General features: G+C 60.2%; 19 protein-coding genes. 10 read left to right on the top strand and 9 right to left on the bottom strand.

The features are described 5' to 3' along the window. Positions 1-14: 14 nt before the first annotated feature. Positions 15-1,634 carry a 5-guanidino-2-oxopentanoate decarboxylase gene (locus H7850_RS03960; RefSeq protein ID WP_227368079.1) on the bottom strand — a complete coding sequence of 540 codons (1,620 nt, stop codon included), beginning with the start codon at positions 1,632-1,634 and terminating at the stop codon, positions 15-17. A 47-nt stretch (positions 1,635-1,681) separates the two neighbouring features. Next, positions 1,682-3,274, bottom strand: a complete 1,593-nt coding sequence (locus tag H7850_RS03955; RefSeq protein ID WP_227368078.1) for an amidohydrolase — start codon at positions 3,272-3,274, stop codon at positions 1,682-1,684. Positions 3,275-3,403: 129 nt separating this feature from the next. Between H7850_RS03955 and H7850_RS03950 the strand changes: the two genes are divergently transcribed. The 9 genes from H7850_RS03950 (at position 3,404) to nth (ending at position 12,501) form a co-directional block, all read left to right on the top strand. Next, positions 3,404-4,288 (top strand): LysR substrate-binding domain-containing protein, encoded by an 885-nt coding sequence (locus H7850_RS03950; protein WP_227368077.1) that lies wholly within the window; start codon positions 3,404-3,406, stop codon positions 4,286-4,288. Positions 4,289-4,391: 103 nt separating this feature from the next. Then, positions 4,392-6,125, top strand: a complete 1,734-nt coding sequence (locus H7850_RS03945) for an amidohydrolase (protein WP_227368076.1) — start codon at positions 4,392-4,394, stop codon at positions 6,123-6,125. A 130-nt stretch (positions 6,126-6,255) separates the two neighbouring features. Further along, a complete protein-coding gene (rsxA, locus tag H7850_RS03940) occupies positions 6,256-6,837 on the top strand; it encodes an electron transport complex subunit RsxA (RefSeq protein WP_227368075.1) in 582 nt (193 codons plus the stop codon). A gap of 18 nt (positions 6,838-6,855) precedes the next feature. Beyond that, positions 6,856-7,446, top strand: coding sequence for an electron transport complex subunit RsxB (rsxB, locus tag H7850_RS03935; protein ID WP_227368074.1), 591 nt, complete (start codon positions 6,856-6,858; stop codon positions 7,444-7,446). Further along, on the top strand, positions 7,439-9,208 hold the full coding sequence (rsxC, locus tag H7850_RS03930; RefSeq protein ID WP_227368073.1) for an electron transport complex subunit RsxC: 1,770 nt from the start codon (positions 7,439-7,441) through the stop codon (positions 9,206-9,208). Before rsxB ends, rsxC begins: the two co-directional genes overlap by 8 nt. Then, on the top strand, positions 9,205-10,275 hold the full coding sequence (rsxD, locus tag H7850_RS03925) for an electron transport complex subunit RsxD (RefSeq protein WP_227368072.1): 1,071 nt from the start codon (positions 9,205-9,207) through the stop codon (positions 10,273-10,275). The genes rsxC and rsxD overlap by 4 nt, the downstream gene beginning before the upstream one ends. Beyond that, the gene (gene rsxG, locus H7850_RS03920; RefSeq protein WP_227368071.1) at positions 10,272-10,925 is read left to right on the top strand and encodes an electron transport complex subunit RsxG; all 654 of its coding nucleotides are present in this window, start codon (positions 10,272-10,274) and stop codon (positions 10,923-10,925) included. The genes rsxD and rsxG overlap by 4 nt, the downstream gene beginning before the upstream one ends. After that, positions 10,909-11,613: an electron transport complex subunit E gene (locus tag H7850_RS03915; RefSeq protein WP_227368070.1), complete on the top strand. Its 705-nt coding sequence runs from the start codon at positions 10,909-10,911 to the stop codon at positions 11,611-11,613. The genes rsxG and H7850_RS03915 overlap by 17 nt, the downstream gene beginning before the upstream one ends. Before the next feature lie 249 nt (positions 11,614-11,862). Then, entirely contained in the window at positions 11,863-12,501 is a 639-nt protein-coding gene (gene nth, locus H7850_RS03910; RefSeq protein ID WP_227368069.1) for an endonuclease III, read from the top strand. On the opposite strand, the gene H7850_RS03905 is transcribed toward nth, so the two are convergent. The 3 genes from H7850_RS03905 to H7850_RS03895 form a co-directional block, all read right to left on the bottom strand. Continuing rightward, positions 12,498-13,502, bottom strand: coding sequence for an ArsA family ATPase (locus H7850_RS03905; RefSeq protein ID WP_227368068.1), 1,005 nt, complete (start codon positions 13,500-13,502; stop codon positions 12,498-12,500). The two genes, nth and H7850_RS03905, sit on opposite strands and share 4 nt — an antisense overlap. Before the next feature lie 148 nt (positions 13,503-13,650). Further along, positions 13,651-13,956 (bottom strand): cory-CC-star protein, encoded by a 306-nt coding sequence (locus H7850_RS03900; protein WP_227368067.1) that lies wholly within the window; start codon positions 13,954-13,956, stop codon positions 13,651-13,653. A gap of 12 nt (positions 13,957-13,968) precedes the next feature. Then, positions 13,969-15,645, bottom strand: coding sequence for a carbon starvation protein A (locus H7850_RS03895; protein ID WP_227368066.1), 1,677 nt, complete (start codon positions 15,643-15,645; stop codon positions 13,969-13,971). 127 nt (positions 15,646-15,772) lie between these two features. Here H7850_RS03895 and H7850_RS03890 point away from each other — a divergent pair, with 127 nt between their 5' ends. Further along, entirely contained in the window at positions 15,773-16,519 is a 747-nt protein-coding gene (locus tag H7850_RS03890; protein ID WP_227368065.1) for a YdcF family protein, read from the top strand. A 43-nt stretch (positions 16,520-16,562) separates the two neighbouring features. Here H7850_RS03890 and H7850_RS03885 read toward each other — a convergent pair whose 3' ends face one another. From H7850_RS03885 to H7850_RS03870, 4 genes are all read right to left on the bottom strand, one after another. Beyond that, positions 16,563-17,060 (bottom strand): DUF1161 domain-containing protein, encoded by a 498-nt coding sequence (locus H7850_RS03885; RefSeq protein WP_227368064.1) that lies wholly within the window; start codon positions 17,058-17,060, stop codon positions 16,563-16,565. Between the two features lie 6 nt (positions 17,061-17,066). Further along, positions 17,067-17,738: a glutathione S-transferase family protein gene (locus H7850_RS03880; RefSeq protein WP_227368063.1), complete on the bottom strand. Its 672-nt coding sequence runs from the start codon at positions 17,736-17,738 to the stop codon at positions 17,067-17,069. A 32-nt stretch (positions 17,739-17,770) separates the two neighbouring features. Beyond that, a complete protein-coding gene (locus tag H7850_RS03875) occupies positions 17,771-18,058 on the bottom strand; it encodes an HlyU family transcriptional regulator (protein ID WP_227368062.1) in 288 nt (95 codons plus the stop codon). Positions 18,059-18,206: 148 nt separating this feature from the next. Next, positions 18,207-19,427 carry an argininosuccinate synthase gene (locus H7850_RS03870; RefSeq protein ID WP_227368061.1) on the bottom strand — a complete coding sequence of 407 codons (1,221 nt, stop codon included), beginning with the start codon at positions 19,425-19,427 and terminating at the stop codon, positions 18,207-18,209. Positions 19,428-19,642 lie beyond the last annotated feature (215 nt).

Here is a 19,642-nt window from a genome sequence, read left to right as displayed (position 1 = left end):
GGCCTTTCCACAATCTACTTCTCTGCACAGGCATCCATCCAGGCGGCCTGGTCGATCTCGATAATCCAGGGTCGATCGGCGGGCGCGCCCTCTTGAAGAAGCTCTTTCAGCCTGTCGGGGCCTGCCACATGGTCGTGACGACAGCCGAACCCCTGGCTGATGGGCTCGAAATCCGGCACCCATAAATCCACTCCGACCCGCTGAACGTCGTTATCGTCCATGTACTTGCGAATCTCGCCATAGCCGTTGTTGTTCCACAGCAAGACGATGAGCCCCACCTTGGCTTCGACCGCCGCGGCGAGTTCGGTCAGGGTGAAAAGAAAGCCGCCGTCACCAACAATAGCCAGCACGGGTAGGCCGGGCTGCGCCAGACGCGCCCCAATCGCCGCCGGCAGGGCATAACCCAGCGTGCCGTAGCCGGTCGATGAATTGAACCAGCGCCGCGGCGCATTGGGTTGTACGGTCATGTTGCCGACGTAGACCGGCTCGGTGGAATCTCCGACCATCACGGCATCCGGCAGTACCTCGTAGACGCTCTCCATGAGCCGGCCCACCGCCTTCCATTCAGCGGGGGTTTCGGCGTCGATTTCCTGCTTGAGCTTGGCAATGCCCGCCTCATCCGCAGCGCGCCGAGTCTGGGTCTGATGGGCACGTTCGAGTAGTTGACCGATAAACGTGGCGGCGTCCGCGTGAATGGCCAGGTCCGGCTCCTGATTGAGATACAGCTGCGCACTTTCCACATCCACGCGTATCAACCGCCCTGCTATGCGAAAACGATCCTGGAAGGAGACGTCGTAATCCGTCTCGCCCAGCTCGGTGCCGATGGCCAGAACGACATCAGCCTCAGGGGCTTCACGCAGAACACACTCATAGGACTGGGTGGAGCCCATGTTCAAAGGGTGATCGGTAGGCATCAGGCCCTTGGCGTTGACCGTGGTGAACACCGGCAGCCCCAGGCACTCCGCCAATGCGCGTATCTGTTCGCCGGCAGCAAGCGCCCCGCCGCCCACCAGCAGCCAAGGGCGTTTGGCCCCTTGTAGCCAGTCAAGCGCCTCGTCCACCGCCGTGGCCGGTGCAGCAATCGGCGTGGGTGATCGCCACCGATGGCTGAGCAGCTCCTTAGGCACCTCCTGCACGATGACATCGAGGGGAATCTCGATATGCACCGGCCGGGGCCGACCGCCCTGAAACACGCTGAAGGCGCGATCGAGTACCTTGGGTAGATTCTTCGCATCCATCAAGGTATGACTGAAGGCGCAGAGACCGGCTACCAGTTGTTGCTGATTCGGTAGCTCGTGCAACCGGCCTTCCCCTAGCGCCAGCTGGTCTCGCGGGTTGACGCTGGAAATCACCAGCATGGGAATGGAGTCGGCATAGGCCTGGGCCATGGCGGTGGTGATGTTGGTCATGCCCGGCCCGGTGATGATGAAACACACCCCGGGCTTGCCGCTCGCCCGGGCATAGCCATCCGCCATGAACCCGGCGCCCTGCTCATGCCGGGGCGTGACGTGTCGAATCCCGCTACTGGCGACGCCCCGGTACATCTGGACCGTATGCACACCGGGAATGCCGTAGATGGTGTCCACGCCATAGGTATGTTCGAGCAGCTCCACCAACCATTCCGCGCAATTCATATCGCCTGGCTCCCTTTGAACTTAATCTTTCAAATCGGTCTTTCAAATCAAATGCTAATATCGCCATCGCGGGCCGGAATCACCCAGTCGTCTTTACCGCGAACCGTGGTGACGTATTCCGGCCAGCGAAAATCGAGAGGCGGCGGGTAATCGCAAAGCGGCGCCATCCAGTCATCTCCCCCGATGCCGCCGCCGGTTCTTTCCCGGAACTCATCCTGAGCCTTTTTCAGTGTCTCGGGCTGCGTCAGCAGGTCCATCAAGGTCAGCCCCACGGTCTTCGAGGCCACCTCGATCATCGGATCAATACAGGGCGCCAGGCCGCCGAGGGCATTCATGACCCAGGCCGGATAACCTTCCTTCACGCCCGCCGGCAGGTCAAGCGCGGGTCGCCCTATGTACAGCCGCACCGTGGGGGCATGCCAGCTGTATTCGGTGTAATCATCCGAGGTGAAATGCTTTTGATTGGGGGGCAGGATCTCTCTTAAAAGACGCTCGGCTTCCTGGGGCTCGATAAGGGACTCGATGGCAGGCAGATAGGGCTTGTCCATCGGCGCCAGGCCAAGATTCTTCTGAATCTGCTGCGCCAGTTCGATGGCCTCAAAGCCGAATTGCGGCGCGCCCACCTGCGCCAGATTGCGATAGGTGAGTTCCGCCATGACGTGATTGGGCAGGCCGGGGCGTGATTTCGCCACCCAGTCGCGCTTGACCTTGCAGTGGGTCAGCGCTGCGGCGTTCTCGGCGAAATGATCCAGGCCGCGCACCACGTGCTCGGCCATTTCCACCGTGGGCACGCGGATGAAGTACATGATCTGGGCCATCTGGGCAGACTGGTTGTCCGCCGTGGCCTGGCCGGCATTGAGAATCACCTCATTCATGGACCAGTTCACGCCGCTGGCCAGCACATGCTCCCGCAGCCCCTTGCCCGACTGGTACATCTGCACCACTGCATCGTTGGCGCCGGGGGCTCGCGCGCTGGCGTGGGAAGCCGGAATCGGCGAGCTCGTTTCGCTCGTCATCCAGGTATGCGGCTGTTCGCAGGTAAAGGTATAGATCACGCCGTAGGCGGCGCCGCAATGGGTATCCCAGCGGGTCGTATTGCACAGCGGGAGCATATAGAAAGGATGAAAGCTGATCGCCGCATCGAGATCGTCGTAATACCCGGCGGCGGCGTGCAGCGGTTTGGAACCGCGCACCTTCTCGGCGGGCTCGCCGAAGAACTTCAGGCGCCCGGGAATGTTATGCGCCTTCATGACGTCCTGCGCCGCAAGAAAGCCCCCCAATGCCCCGATGCCCAGCGCTGAATGCGGATCGGTGTGGCCGCCGGCCCAAGGGCTCAAGCCATCCCGGGGCCTCTGCACCACGTCCGCCGCCTGACAGTTGCCGGGGATCGCATCGTATTCCGCGTAGCCGCCCAGGGTCGGGCCGGGTCCGTTATCCCAAACGGCACAGAAGGCGGTGGGCATGCCCGCGGACCCTTCTTCGACCTCGAATCCCCGCGCCCGGAGCAGATCGACATAAAAGCGGGCCGATCGGTATTCACGCCACGCCGTTTCGCCCCACTGCCAGATGGTCTGATTCCACTCGGACAACTCCGACATGTGCTGGTCAACGAACTGCAGGATAGGGTCATGATGAGACATGCGATCACGCTCTTGTTGTAGCTGCTGCGGTTGTAGTTGCTTTTAAACGACTATACGTCAAAAATCGTTTGCTCCAAGCGAAAGATAATCATCTTATTGGTCGAAATGATTCAACAATCCAATTGTTACATGCCCTCCCTGCAGGCTCTGCGCGCATTCGATGCCCTGGCCCGGCTCGGCAGCTTGACGGAAGCGGCGGACGCCTTGAGCCTCACCCGCAGCGCGATCAGCCATCAGATGCGTCTGCTCGAGGAACAGCTTGGCCTCAAGCTGTATGAGCGTCGTGGGCGCGGCGTGATACTGACGCCGACGGGCCAGCAGTACGCCCATGAGATCCGCCGTGTGTTGGCCATGCTCGATCACGTCCATGCCAACCTGCCGGACCATGAATACAACGGGCACCTGCGCGTCAGCATGCCGCCCGGCTTCGCCGCGAGCGTCGTCAGCCGCAGTATCAACGACTTCTATCGCAACTATCCCGGCATCCGGCTGCATATCGGCACCAATCGGGAAAATGAGCCGCCCAACCTCGCCAATCTCGACCTGTTCGTGGTCCACGGCGATGGGGCCTGGGCCGAACACAGCGTGGAACTGCTGACCCATCCCATGTATACCCCGGTTTGCAGCCCAGGCTTGTTGAATGAGCTTCAAATCAAGCATCCCCAGGATCTGGAGCGCACGACGCTGCTGCATCTGAATAACGATCATGACTGGCGTCTATGGCTATCCGGTAGCGGCACCAAGGCCCAGCTGCAAACCGAATCCGGCGTTTACTTCACCAATATCCTGCTGGTGATCAGTGCCGCCATCACTGGGCAAGGCATCGCCATCGGTGATGATGTGGTATGTGGCGATACGTTGAAGCGCGGCCAGCTAGTGTGCCCCTTCGACATGCAGATCCCGGGGGACAAGGCGTATTACCTGGTCACCCCGCACCGTAACGCGGACGACCCCAAGGTGCGTGCCTTCAGCGACTGGCTAAAGGTGAAGCTCAATCTATTTCGCCAGTCATGAGTTTCAATGTTGAATTTCGTTTTCCGTTATGGCGAAAAAATGCCACTCAACCGCCGTAAATAGTGGGGTATTGTTGAACGACTCTTGATGGGAGGCATTCACCATGGCATTCGACCCTTGGCACTCCACACATTCCGGGCGCTCAAGCGCCCACGCCGAGCTGGCGCTGATCAATGCGCGAATCTATACCGTCGACCCGGGACGCCCCTGGGCAGACGCCATGGCCATCGGCGGCGGACGAATCCGCACCATCGGCTCTCAGGACGAGATCCAGCATCTGATCGGCAGTGACACCCGGGTCATCGATGTGCAAGGCCGCTTCGTCATGCCCGGCCTTCACGACATGCACACCCATCCCGACCTGGGCCTTGCGACCCGCTACGACGACAATCTCGACATAGGCCTCGAAGACCCCTCGCCGGATCAGGTGCGCGACGCCATTCTCGACTATGCCGACAAGCACCCTGACAAGCCCTGGATTCACGGTGCATATTTCGTCCGTTATACCTTCCTGCAGGCCGGACTCACCCCGGGAAGAGAGTGGCTGGACGCGGTGATGCCCGATCGCCCGGTTGCGATCCTCGATCGCATGTGGGGCACCATGATGGTCAACAGCAAGGCTCTGGAACTGGCCGGCATCGACCGTGACACCCCGGACCCGCGCAATGGCTACCTGGAGCGTGATCCGTTCAGCGGTGAACCCACCGGTTTGCTGATCGACGGCGCCTACGCCCTGATCCATGCCGCCATGCCGCCCACGCCGGTAGCGGTACTCAAGCACGCCTATCGCGACGGCATCCGACTCCAGACGGCCCGGGGCGTCACCGCCACCAAGTACGTGCACGTCTGCGAGCACCGCCTGAACGCCCTGAAACAACTCGATGACGAGGGCGAACTCAGCCTGCGGGTAGAGGCCGCGATCAGCTGGCAGGATGACATCTTCCCGGTCAAGCGCCGCTGGGAACTCCTGGCCGGTGAACGCCACTACTACGCCAGCGCACGGCTCAACGCCGACGCGGTGAAATTCCACTTCGACGGCACCGTGGAGCCCCGCTCCTCTTTCCTGCTATCGCCCTGGCAGAACGGCGACGACTGGCGCGGCAAGATCAACCTCACCCCGGAACATCTCAAGCGCATGGTGGCGGACATGGATCGACGCGGCATCCGGGTGATCGCCCACTGCACCGGCGATGCGGCCTCCGATTTGTTCCTCGACGCAATCGCTTATGCGCGACAAAAGAACGGTCCCAATGGCGTGCGTCACCAGTGTGCGCATAGCACCATTCTGCACGGCGGCAATCTGCGGCGCTTCCGCGAGCTCGACACGATTGCCGAGTTCTCCCCCGCCGCCTGGTATCCGTCCCGCTTCACCAGCGGCGCGCGCGCCGGCTACGGCCCCGAGCGCCTGGCCCGAGCCTATGACCTGCGCGGTGTGATCGACGCCGGCGGCATCGCCACCATCGGCACGGATTTCCCCGTCGCCTCGCTGGACCCGTGGATCGCACTGGAAACCCTGGTCACGCGCCAGAACCCGTGGAATCAGGAGGAAGAGCGCTTCGGCACGCCGATCACATTGGAAGAAGCGCTGCGCGTGGTGACCTGGAACGGCGCCTACGCCATGGACCTGGAGCACGAAACCGGCTCACTGGAGGCAGGAAAGTCGGCGGATTTCATCGTGCTCGACCAGAATCCCTTTGCCATCGAGGTACGCGGTAACCTGCATCGCACCAAGGTCATGCTGGGATTCGTGCAGGGGCAGGCGGTGCACGACCTGACCGGAGAATTGGCGTCTCTCGGCATCAGAGCAACCTGGCAGGGAGAACCCCCGAAGCTGTAATACAAGCCCAACCCCGCCAGCTGGTATGCCGACCATGATTGGAAGCGTATAATGCCCGGCACTTTCCGCTTCCGCTTGCGTCTCGATAAACGAGAGGCATCAGGCGCCATTTCGTTGCGATTGGCTGGCGATGACCGAATATTTCCTGATCCTGGTAAGCACCGTTCTGGTCAACAATTTCGTGCTGGTGCAGTTTTTGGGGCTGTGCCCCTTCATGGGTGTGTCCAATAAGCTGGAATCCGCCATGGGCATGGCGATGGCCACCACCTTCGTGCTGACCCTGTCATCGATCGTCAGCTACCTGACGTTTTACTATCTGCTGGTGCCCCTGGGCCTCGAATACCTGCGCATCATCGCCTTCATCATGGTGATCGCCGCGGTGGTGCAGTTCACCGAGATGATGGTCAAAAAGACCAGTCCGCTGCTGCATCAGGTGCTCGGCATCTTTCTGCCGCTGATTACCACCAACTGCGCGGTGCTGGGGGTGGCGCTGCTGTCGCTGAATCGTCAGTCGAGCTTCATGGAGGCGACACTCTATGGCTTCGGGGCGGCGGTGGGTTTTTCCCTGGTATTGATACTGTTCGCGGCAATGCGAGAGCGTTTGGCCGTAGCGGATGTGCCGCGTCCTTTTCGCGGTGCGGCGATCGCCATGATCACCGCAAGCCTGATGTCGCTGGCGTTTATGGGGTTTAGCGGGCTGGTACAAGTGTAATGAAATAGGGTCGTAAACGTGCTCGAACTGCTCACCGACAACGATATCGTGGCCGCTATCGCCGCCCTACTGGGTATGGCGGCGGTGTTCGGTGCCTTGTTGGGCTTTGCTGGTCAGTACTTCAAGGTCGAAGGCGATCCGGTAGTCGAACAGATCGATGCCCTGCTGCCGCAGACTCAGTGTGGCCAATGCGGCTATCCCGGCTGTAAACCCTACGCCGAGGCAATCAGCCAGGGCGACGAAATCAACAAGTGCCCGCCTGGCGGCGAGACGACCATTGCCGCTCTGGCCGACCTGCTGGGCCGGGAAGCCAAGCCATTGGATGGGGAGGCCGAAGATGTGCCAAAGATCGCCTACATTCGCGAGGATGAGTGCATCGGCTGTACCAAGTGCATCCAGGCCTGCCCGGTGGATGCCATTCTGGGTGCCGCCAAGCACATGCACACCGTCATCATCGACGAATGTACCGGCTGCGATCTATGCGTCGAGCCCTGCCCGGTGGACTGCATCGACATGCTGCCGCGTCCGGAATATCAGGTAAGCGCCGCCTTGATTGCCAGCGATCGCCAGCCCGGCCGTTTGACTGGAGAGGCGACGGTACATGGCTGATTTCGACTTTCCCGGTGGCATCCATCCACCTCAGCGCAAGACGCTCTCCAATCGTGCTCCACTCAGACAGGCTCCGCTACCCAAACGAGTCGTACTGCCACTGACACAGCATCTGGGCTTACCGGCAGAGCCCATCGTCGTTCCTGGTCAGCGGGTGCGTACCGGCGAAGTGATTGCCCGCGCCCAGGGCATGATCTCAGCAAACCTGCACGCCAGCATTACCGGCACCGTCAGTGCCATCGAAGAACATCCGGTGCCGCATCCATCCGCGGCTCTGGGCGAGGTTCGCGCACTCTGTATCATCATCGACGCAGAGCCCGATGACCAGAACGATTGGCTTTTAATGCCGCCGCTTGACTGGCGCACCAGCGACGACGAAACGCTGATCGACCGGCTACGAGAATCCGGCATCGTTGGCTTGGGCGGCGCCGGATTTCCCACTGCGGTAAAAGCGCAAGTGCGCCAACGCCACGTCATCGATACCCTGATCGTCAACGCCGCCGAATGCGAGCCTTATATCACCGCCGATGACCTGACATTGCGCAGCTACGCTGCGGATGTCCTCGAGGGGGCACAGTTGTTTGCCCGGCTTTGCGGTGCCGAGCGCGTGCTGATTGGCATCGAGGACAACAAACCCGAAGCGATTGACGCTCTAAGTCAGGTACTGCGTAAGCCCGCCGCTGCCGACATAGCTGTTGAGCTTAAGATCGTGCCGACCCGTTATCCCAGCGGCGGCGAGAAGCAGCTGGTGCAACTACTCACCGGGCGTGAAGTACCCTCCGGCGGCCTACCGGCGGATGTCGGCGTGCTCTGCCACAATCCCGGCACCCTGCTGGCGGCACTGCGGGCGGTACGCGACGGCGAACCTCAGATCTATCGCATCGTTACCCTAACCGGCGAAGCGCTGGCGAATCCTGGCAATGTCGAGGCTCGGATCGGCACATCCATACACGAATTATTGGCTTTCTCCGAGCTGCAGCCCGAACATCTTTCGCGGCTGGTCATGGGAGGTCCGATGATGGGACTCACCTTAGGCAGCGGCGCCCTGCCGCTGATCAAGACGAGTAATTGCCTGATCGCCGCTACCGCCGAGGAACTGCCACCGGCTCCGCCGGAACAGCCCTGCATTCGCTGCGGCGCTTGCGAAATCGCCTGCCCCGCCTCGCTATTGCCCCAGCAGCTTTACTGGTTCGCCAAGGGGCGCGAGCACGACAAGGCGGAGCTTTTCAATCTCTTCGACTGTATCGAATGCGGCGCCTGCGCTTACGTCTGCCCCAGCCATATTCCCTTGGTGCAATACTATCGCGCCAGCAAGAGCGAGATTCGTGCCCGGGAGCAGGAGGCACACAAGGCCGAACACGCCCGGCACCGCTTCGAGTTTCGTCAGGCGCGGATTGCCCGGGAAGAGGCCGAGAAACTGGCCAAGCGCGAGGCGCGGATGAAACGCACGCCTGCTCCTCCAACACCATCGACTAGCAGCGACACGACGACAGCTCAGCCCGAAACCGCATCGACGAGCGCCGACCATGCGGCCCAGCTCAGGAAACTGAAGATCGCCCAGGCCGCTGCCAAGGCCGCGGTCAAGAAGGCCGAGAAGAACCTGGCCCGAATCAGTGAAGCCCGCCAGTCCGATAAAACAGAGCTAGAGGATATGGAAACCCAGTTGGCCACCGCCCGGGAAAACCTGCGGGCTACCGAGGCGCGCTTGACGATGCTACAGGCTAAGAATCAAGAACAGGATCAGGAAACGAACCCCTCATGAGCCTGATGCATACCAGCTCGCCACATACCCGTGCCGCGACCTCCACCGGCAGCGTCATGGCTTGGGTGCTGCTCGCCACCCTGCCCGGCATCGCGTCTCTGATCTGGTTCTTCGGCTGGGGCGTGCTACTCAACGTACTCTTTGCCGCCGGCCTGGGGGTTGGTCTCGAGGCGCTGATTCTGCGCCTGCGCGCTCGTCCGCTGGGCGTGACGCTGCGGGACAACAGCGCCCTGGTGTCCGGCGTGCTGTTGGGGGTATCACTGCCGCCCTTCGCTCCCTGGTGGCTGATTCTGGTGGGCATGATCGCCGCCATTGTGGTCGCCAAACAGCTCTTCGGCGGCCTGGGCCAGAACCCGTTCAATCCGGCGATGGTCGGCTATGCGTTGCTGCTGATTTCCTTTCCGGTCGAGATGACCCAATGGGCCGCCCCGCACGGCCTCTTTGGCGCGAACGCCTTCGGGCTAAGTGATGCGCTAGGCCACTTTCTGGGAATAGCCGAGCCAACGGACGCCATGACCGGCGCCACGCCGCTGGATGCCTTCAAGCACAAGGGCGCGACAGTGCTCGCCAGCGAATTCTGGGCTACTGATCCCTTGCCAACGGGCACCCTGAACGCCTGGCAAACCACCGCCCTGGCCTGGCTGGCCGGTGGCGCATTGCTGCTGTTCAAACGCATCATCAGCTGGCACATTCCGCTCAGCCTGCTGGGTGCCGTGCTGGTGCTTGCCACTCTCATGTATGCCAGCGACCCGAGCCACCACGGCACTCCGCTGTTTCATCTACTGGGAGGTGCGGCGATCTTCGGCGCCTTTTTCATCGCCACCGATCCGGTCAGCGCCGCCACCAGCCGCAAGGGCAAGCTCTATTACGGCGCCGGCATCGGGATTCTGATCATGCTGATTCGCCAATGGGGCGCCTATCCGGATGCGGTGGCTTTCGCCGTGCTATTGATGAACTTCGCCGTGCCCTTCATCGACTACTACACCCAGCCACGCACCTATGGTCATGCGCGCCCCAATCGCGGCATCAAAGTGCTCCAGATCGATGATGATGAGGACGCCACATGAGTCCGCTGGCACATAGCATCGTTCGTGGCGCGGTGGGGCTTGGTCTGTTCGCCATCGTTACTGCCGGCGTGGTGGGACTGACCCACTCGATTACCTTCGAGCGTATCGCGGACAATCGCCTGGCCAGCCAGTACCAGGCGCTAGAAGAGGTGGTGCCTGCGGCTCTGCACGACAATGCTCTGCTGGACGATACCGTCATCTTGCCCGCCGCCGACATGCTCGGCCAAACAGATACCTTCATCGCCTGGCAGGCGCGCCAGAATGGCAACATCAGCGCCGTTATCCTGCCGGTGACCACTCATCAGGGGTACAGTGGCGATATCGCGCTGCTGATAGGTATCTCCGCCAATGGCAAACTGACCGGGGTGCGGGTGCTCTCGCATCGGGAAACCCCGGGGCTGGGCGACAAGATCGAGGCCCGCAAGAGCGGCTGGATAAAGCAGTTCGCTGGGCTCTCGCTAGGCGATCCACCTGTCGGGCAATGGGCGGTAAAAAAGGAGGGCGGTACCTTCGATGCTTTCACCGGCGCCACGATCACCCCGCGGGCCGTGGTCAATGCGGTACAGCGCAGCCTGGAATACTTCGCTGCCTATCGTGAGCGACTGTTGGAAGCGCCAGAGGAGGCGATCGGCGATGAGCCAATTCAATGAGCTGACCAGAAACGGTCTGTGGTCCAATAATCCGGCACTGGTGCAACTGCTGGGGCTGTGCCCCTTGCTTGCGGTCACCAGTACCATGGTCAATGCGCTGGGATTGGGCCTGGCGACTCTACTGGTCATGGTCGGCAGCAATGTCTCGGTCTCGCTGATTCGCAACCACGTATCGAGCAACGTGCGCCTGCCGGCCTTCGTGATGATCATCGCCGCCTTCGTCACCTGTGCCGAGCTGCTGATGCAGGCCTATGCCTTCAAGCTCTATCAAATCCTTGGCATCTTTATCCCGCTGATCGTCACCAACTGTGCGATTCTTGGCCGCGCCGATGGCTTTGCCGCCAAGAACCCTGTGCTACCCGCCGCCACGGACGGCTTGATGATGGGGCTCGGCTTCGCTGCCGTGCTGGTGGTGCTCGGCGCGGTGCGGGAACTGTTCGGCCAGGGCACGCTGTTCGCCGGCATGGAGTTGCTGCTGGGTCCGATGGCGACGAACTGGCAGATTACGGTGTTTTCCGATTACAGTTTTCTGTTCCTGGTACTGCCCCCCGGCGCCTTTTTCGCCACCGGCTTGCTGATCGCCGCCAAGAACGTCATTGATGACCGTATGGAACGCCGCCGTCTGGCTCAGCAGGCGGATCAGCCCAAGGAGAGCCGGCGGGTCCGGGTCACCGGCACGATACGATAAGGAATCACTGCATAAATGCCTACACGAACGAATTGCTGCGCTATAGCCGCCTTCCATGGCGGCCACCCTTCGGGCCAGCCTGAAGGCTGTTCAAATTCGTTCCTGACGAATTTGTGCGCGGTGCTGGTGCGCCAGCCCGGTCGAGACTCGCCTAACCCCATGTTATGTCTCGCCTTCTGTGCTCCGTGCGCCTTGCTCTTCATTTCGCTCGGCAATTTATTCAGCAATTCCTAAGGCTCAGATTCACTCATGAACGCACATAAACGCCAAGAGATTTTCGCCCGCCTTCGCGAACACACGCCGGAGCCAACAACCGAGCTGCGATGGACCAGCCCTTTCGAGCTGCTCACCGCAGTGCTGCTATCGGCCCAAGCGACAGACGTGGGCGTCAACAAGGCCTGCGCCCGATTGTTCCCGGTGGCCAATACCCCGGAGGCGATTCTGGAACTCGGCATCGAGGGGTTGAAGGAGTACATCAAGACGATCGGCCTCTATAACACCAAGGCCGAGAATCTGATGAAGACCTGTCGCATGCTGGTCGAGCGTCACGCCGGCGAGGTGCCCCAGACCAGGGCCGAGTTGGAAGCGCTACCCGGCGTGGGCCGCAAGACTGCCAACGTGATTCTCAATACCGCCTTCGGTCAACCCACCATCGCCGTGGATACCCACATCTTCCGGGTCTGCAATCGCACCCGCATCGCCCCGGGCAAGAACGTGGTCGAAGTCGAGCAGAAGCTCATGCGCCATGTGCCCAAGGAGTTCCGTCAGGATGCTCACCACTGGCTGATCCTGCACGGGCGCTACACCTGCGTGGCACGCAAGCCGCGTTGCGGAAGCTGCGTGATCGAGGATTTGTGTGAATATCCGGACAAGACGGAGGTTACTTAAAAGCCCGCTGTCTCGAGACGACTCGCCATTTCTTCGAGGGCGTCGATGCCTTGCACATCCGAGGCCAGAAGCGGCAACCGGGGTCGCGGTAGAGCGGCAAGTTCCTCGTCGATGCGGGCAAGGTAGAGGCTTTCCTGTTCGCGACGTTTACGCAGGAACTCGCCATCCGCATCCTCCGGAATGACGCGATTGACCAGGGCGCCGGCCACAGGAACTCCTGCATCCTTCAGCGACTTCACAGAACGCGCGGTTTCGAGAATCGGTAGGCGCTCCGGAGTCATCACGAACAGGAACTGGCTCTCTTCCGGGTTCTTGATGCGCCGGCGGGCTTGATGAAACAGGCGGCGTCGATGCTTGAGGGTTTCGGCAATGGAACGGGCCCGATCGTCCAGGTCGCTCATCCCCTCTTCTTCGGGCTCGGCGAACGGCGAGCTGATGTCCTGGCCGCTCTTGGGGGTGAGATGTTTGAGTACCTTGCCCAGCTCTTCGGACTTACGGCTATGGGCCAAGAGGCCATCAGTCCAGGCTGCCATCGCCTCGGGCAGACTGAGCAAACGCAGCGTATGTCCGGTGGGCGCGGTATCGAAGACGATCAGATCGTAGGACTCATCGTCCAGCATCAGGCGCGCCAGGCGTTCGAGCAAGGCCGCCTCCTGGGTACCCGGCGACTGACGCGAGAGACGCATCTGACGCTCCATCTCATCCATCATGCGCGGCACGGTGAAGCGCCTCAGCTGGCTGATGACCCCCTTGAGATGCGCCTCGACCTCCGCATCCGGATCGATCTCCAAGGCGTCCAGATTGGGCAGCAGGCGGCGCGGTGCATCGTCCAGTTTGCGGTCGAAGGCATCCCCCAGGCTATGGGCCGGATCGGTAGACACCACCAGCGTCTTGCGCCCGCGCCGCGCCGCCAGCACCGCTAGGGAAGCCGCCACGGTAGTCTTGCCGACCCCTCCCTTGCCGCCCACCCAAAGCAAGCGCTTTTCTAGAAGTTCTTTCATGGAAGTGACCATTTACGTGGCCTAGTGAACTGAAAACGTCACGAGCGAAGACAGGTTGATCGCCGCCGGAGCGCAGTACCCGGAGTTTACAAGTGTAAATGAGGATCACGAGCACCGCCGGCGGTCAAGATGTCGAGCGCAGTAGTTTTCAGCAGCAGCGAAAATCGTCGAGGGGCGAATGCTCCATCCCCATACGTTTATGCCAGTCATGGAAGCGCTCCAGCATCAGCGGTTGCAACTCCAGAGTGTAATAGGACACCGGATTGGGCACCCCCATCAGCTCGGAAAACACCATCAGCATGAACAAGTCGTCCTCGTCCCGCTGGGCGCGGGCAATGGCGCCGCGATAGCGCGCCGAGTAGAACTCCTCGGCGTAGAAACGAGCCTGGCTGAGCCAGGCCTTGATTCTTTCGCCTCGTTGAACAGAACCCTCGCTGTCGGAATCCTTGCGCATGTTACCTCCCGATCAGCCCTCTGACTTGGTTGCCAGCTCGCGACGCACTCGCTTCAGCGATGAAGCACACTCCATGGCTACCAGCACCGAAGCAATCAGCACGATGATATCCAACCCTAGCAGGAAGTAGTTTCCTACCTCGTAGAAACTGCGCAGCTGAGTCAGTAGCGCCAGCACGGTCATCACCAGCAGGAACAGCAGCGGCACCAGGGTGAACCACATGGGGCGCTTCAACCGTACCAGCATGACGGTAATCACCAGCAGGGTCAGACCCGCCAGCAACTGATTGGTGGTACCGAACAGCGGCCAGATGATCAAGCCACCGGAACCATCGGCGCCGGCACCAAAAGCCAGAACCAGACAGGAACCCACTGCCAGGAGCGTTGCTATGGCGGGCTTCTTCATCCACTGCTGGTTATAAATTTCGCCCCACTCCTGAAAAATATAACGCTGCAGGCGCAGGCCGGTATCCATGGTGGTGCCGGCAAACAGTGCTGCCATGACCGTGAGAAGAGTTGCTGCCGTTGTCTCGGGTAATCCCAAACCATTACTGATGATATAGGCGCCGCCTTCAACAAAGGCATTGACGCCGCCCTTGCCGAAGGCATCATACATGGCATTCCAGTCCGCCAGACTGGCAAACCCGGCAGTGGCGGCCAGGATGGCGCCGAGTGCCAGCATGCCCTCGCCAATGGAACCGAAGTAGCCTACAAAGCGCGCGTCGGTCTCCTTGTTGAGCTGCTTCGAGGTAGTACCGCCTGCTACCAGCCCATGAAACCCGGAAATCGCGCCGCAGGCGATGGTAACGAACAGCAAGGGAATGATCGACGGCGTTCCCTCAGGCACGTTGGCGTTGACCATGGGTGCTACCAGAGTCGGATTGAGTAGCACTAGAGCGCCATAAAGGATGATCAAACCCACGAAGAGCTGCAGGCCATTGATGTAGTCTCGGGGCTGCAGCAGCATCCACACCGGCAGCAGAGAAGCGATGGCCGCATAGGCGAACAGCAATAGAATCCACACGGCGTTGCCGGAAAGAGCCCCGACCTGCTCGGGCATCTGAATGGGCACTGATGGTCCGATTAGGATCAGGCCATATAAGGCCAAGACGCCAATAATCGAAACCATCGCCAGACCGATGATACGCCGATAAATCAGCTGTCCGATGATAAGCGCTACAACGATAGCGCCCCAGACCGGTACCACGGCACTGGGAAATTTCATCAACAGCCCGGCGATGACCACGCCGAAGACGGCGTTGACCATCAACAGCACCAAGAAGATAACGATCATGAACAAGCTACGGGCACGCTTGCCGACTACGTCGCCGGTCAAGGCGCCTACGGACTTGGCTCGATTGCGCACGCTGGCCCAGATCGCCCCGCTATCGTGAACCCCGGCGAAGAAGATGGTGCCGAGCACCACCCATAAAAAGGCCGGCAGCCAGCCCCAGATTACGGCGATGGCTGGGCCGACGATGGGTGCTGCGCCTGCCACGGAGGTAAAATGGTGCCCCCATAGTACGTAGCGGTTGGTAGGAACGAAATCGATGCCGTCCTCGAATTCATGGGCAGGCGTCTTGAAATCAGGGTCCAGCCGGTAGATTTTTTCGGCAATGAATTTCGAATACACGAAATAAGCTAGCGCCATGGCGCCCAAGCCAATGAATAGAACCACGACGGCACTCATGCATTAAGCTCCTTATGTATGCTGTTGTTCTCATATTTGTTTTAATTCTAATAGACTTAGCGTAGACAAAGAAACCCTCTCAAGACAGCATCTTTGCACAATCGCTTTGTAAAATGGATCCGGCCCCATGCTGCTTCACGCACTCAAGTATCTACTGTTGCCACCTTTGGTCAATGCGCTGTTGATGCTGGCGGGGCTGCTGCTATGGCGAAGTCATCGCGCATTCGGCACTTCCCTTCTTGTTCTTGGCTTGGTGTCATTGTTGATCTTTTCGCTGCCCTGGGTCAGTTACTGGCTGCGCAAAGGGCTGGAACCCCATGAGCCGCCTACCCGGATAGCGCTACAAGAGGCTCAGGCCATCGTGATCCTCGGCGGTGGGCGAGATTACGCAACGCCGGAATTCGGCTGGGGCGATGCGCCCAACAACGCCACCTGGCGCCGGCTAGGCTATGGTGCCTGGCTTAACCGTGAAACGGGCCTACCGATTCTGGTAAGTGGCGGACGCATCAACGACGAAGCCCTTGCCGAGGCCACGCTGATGGCGCGAGCGCTGAAGCAAGCCTTTGGTCTCGAAACACGATGGGTCGAGGAACGCAGCCGGACTACCGCAGAGAACGCGGAGTTCAGCGCTGCCATCCTTGAACGGGAGGGCATTGCAAGAATACTGCTGGTCTCCCAAGCCTGGCACCTGCCTCGCGCGATCCCCGAGTTCGAGCGGGCCGGGCTCGAGGTTGTCCCTGCCCCCACGGAATTCGCCAGTCGTCCACCGAATGGCATGATCGCCTGGATTCCACGGGCCTATCATCTGCGCCAGAGCACCCAGGCACTGCATGAGTGGCTAGGCCGTATCGTCTACAAGATAAATGCCGATTGAATGCCCATGCTCGAATCATCCTTCATATGGCTTCGATAACGGCTCAACCGCGGCGATAAATCACCTTGTAAGCCCCATCACCACAGCTGCCAACGATCTCGACCTTGCTGTATTGGCCGCTGTCAGACTCGACTACCTCCTGGGCTCGTGCGGCAGGCACGGCTTCCAACGTGAAGTCGCTTACCTGATTGGCGCGTATCTTGCGGGCAATCTCGTTTTGCAGATTGCGACAGGCTTGGCTCGCCGCTTCTGAATTCATTATTTGCGAATTCGTCGTTTCAGAGGATTGCTCCCGACGTGCCCGAGGTAGCGGCTGCATCGGCTCGACACGTATCTGACGCTGCCCTTCACCATCGGACAAGGGCGTTCCCGGGTTGACCGCCTTGAACGTCGAGCGAACGCGTGGCGGCGCCCGCTCATCCGAAGGCAATGCTTGACTCAACGCCGGCACGCTTGCCATCAACAATCCCAGCGCCAATGCCAGTCGCTGGCCACGGCGCAAAATGATGAATGCCTCACGGTTAAATGAGCTACGTGTCATAAACATTTACTCGGATAGATTGAATTCGCCACCCTGTTCGATGGCACGCTGATAGGCCGGCCGCTCGCGCATGCGCGTCAGGCACGCTTTGAGATTGGGCGAGCCTTCGAGCCCGCCGCGAGCGTCCAGGGCCAACAAGGGAAAACTCATCTGAATATCGGCAGCGGTGAATTGCTCACCGGCAAACCAGGCCGACTTACCCAGCACGCCTTCCCAGAAATCCATATGTTGTCGAATCTGCGGATTCAGAAACTTGTCCTTCACACCGCTGGCAAACATATTGCCGAGAGGACGCATTGGCGCCGGCACCGGCGATTTGCCAAGCCGCGAAAATACCAGCTTCATTACCAGCAGCGGCATGGCGGAACCCTCGGCGTAATGTAGCCAAAAGCGGTAATGGCGATGATCCGCGCTATCCGGTGCTGGTATCAGGCTACGTTTTGTATCGTAGCGCTCGATCAGGTAGTCGATGATCGCACCGGATTCCGCGAGGGTGATCTCACCGTCGGTGATCACAGGCGACTTGCCCAGAGGATGCACCTGCTTGAGTTTCGCCGGCGCCAACATGGTTTCAGGATCGCGCGCATACTCAACGGTCTCGTAGTCGAGTCCCAACTCTTCGAGTAGCCACAAGACTCGCTGAGAACGAGAATTCTCTAGATGATGAACCTTGATCATGGCGAACGTCCTTGTCGTGGTGAAGTGCTTCCCTAACGCTTGAACATGTCATCCCCGACATCATCGATATAGCGTTCGGCCTTTCTAAGGATCAGTTCGACGCAGGATTCCCGGCTACCGACCGTATCCGAACGCTCGAAGCGATGCTCCAGGGTCTCGCCTTGCGCGACCGGCTTGCGAATCCAACCGCTGACGCGGTATTGCCCCCCGGCATCCTGAGGATCCGGGGTGATCAGATAGCCGCGATGCTCCGTCGCCGGCATTTCCTCGGCATTGTCGCTGCCACCACGAAACAAGCCGTCGATCAGTTTCTTGAGCATGCTGCCTCCCAACTTTTGAACCAGACATGAAAATGCTGTCGAGCGAAGACCAGACAAGGCAAAAATCGACGAAGAAGCGGAGTTTACCGGGTGTAAATGAGCATTTTGAGTCGATTTTTAACACAGTATGGTCGAGCGCAGACCATTTTCAGCTTGCGATGCGGCCCTTACCGGCGGCAATGCGTAAACGTAGTGCATTGAGCTTGATGAACCCCTCGGCGTCCTTCTGATCGTAGGCGCCGGCATCGTCCTCGAAGGTGGCGATGGACTCGTCGAACAGGGATTGCTCGGACTTGCGACCGGCGACGATGGCGTTGCCCTTGTAGAGCTTCATGCGCACCACGCCATTGACGAACGTCTGGGTCTCGTCGATGGCCGCCTGTAGCATGCGCCGCTCCGGACTCCACCAATAGCCGTTGTAGATGACCTCGGCGTACTTGGGCATCAGTTCGTCTTTCAAGTGCGCCGCTTCGCGATCCAGGGTCAGCGATTCGATGGCGCGGTGGGCGCGCAGCATGATGGTGCCCCCCGGGGTTTCGTAGCAGCCGCGAGACTTCATGCCCACGTAGCGGTTCTCGACGATATCGAGGCGCCCGATACCGTTGTCGCCGCCAAGCTGGTTGAGCTTTGCCAGCACGTCGTGGGGCTTTAGGAATTCACCGTCGATGGCGACGATATCGCCCTTCTCGAAGGTCAGATCGATATAGGTAGGCTGATCCGGTGCCGCCTCCGGCGAGACACTCCAGCGCCACATGTCCTCCTCGGCCTCGGCCCAGGGGTCCTCGAGAATGCCGCCCTCGTAGGAGATATGCAGCAGATTGGCGTCCATGGAGTAAGGCGACTTCTTCTTGCTCTTGGAGAAATCCACCGGGATGTCGTGCTGCTCGCAGTAGTTCATGAGCTTTTCCCGGGAAGTCAGATCCCACTCGCGCCAGGGCGCGATGACCTTGACCCCGGGCTTGAGCGCATAGGCACCCAGTTCGAAGCGTACCTGATCGTTGCCCTTCCCGGTGGCGCCGTGGGAAATGGCGTCCGCGCCGGTTTCGTTGGCGATCTCGATCAGGCGCTTGGCGATCAGCGGACGTGCGATGGAGGTGCCCAGCAGGTATTCGCCTTCATAGATGGTATTGGCACGGAACATCGGATAGACATAATCGCGCACGAACTCTTCGCGCAGATCCTCGATATAGATCTCCTTGACCCCCAGTGCCTTGGCTTTCTCCCGGGCCGGCTCCACCTCTTCGCCCTGGCCGATGTCCGCCGTAAAGGTCACCACTTCGCAGCCGTATGTCTCCTGCAACCACTTGACGATCACGGATGTATCCAGGCCGCCGGAATAGGCGAGCACGACCTTGTTGACGTCGGACATTCTAGGCTCCTTGGCTGTATCGATGGCCGCTCAGTATAGCGCCGTTGGCTTTGGGCGAATACCGTCGCTCTGCCCTTCATTACGGTGATGGCGCTCATTCTCCGGGTATCGATATTCGATCGCAGGGAACGTTAGTTGACTCTAATGGAAATAGAGGTCGTTCTCGTGGGCTTTTCACTTCATACTAGCAAGAGTGAAAACGACACTCTGGATGA

Source organism: Halomonas sp. M20, from assembly GCF_020622265.1.
GTDB lineage: Bacteria > Pseudomonadota > Gammaproteobacteria > Pseudomonadales > Halomonadaceae > Modicisalibacter.
The sequence above is the reverse complement of the archived record's forward strand: the minus strand, read 5'-3'. Positions and strand labels throughout refer to the sequence as shown.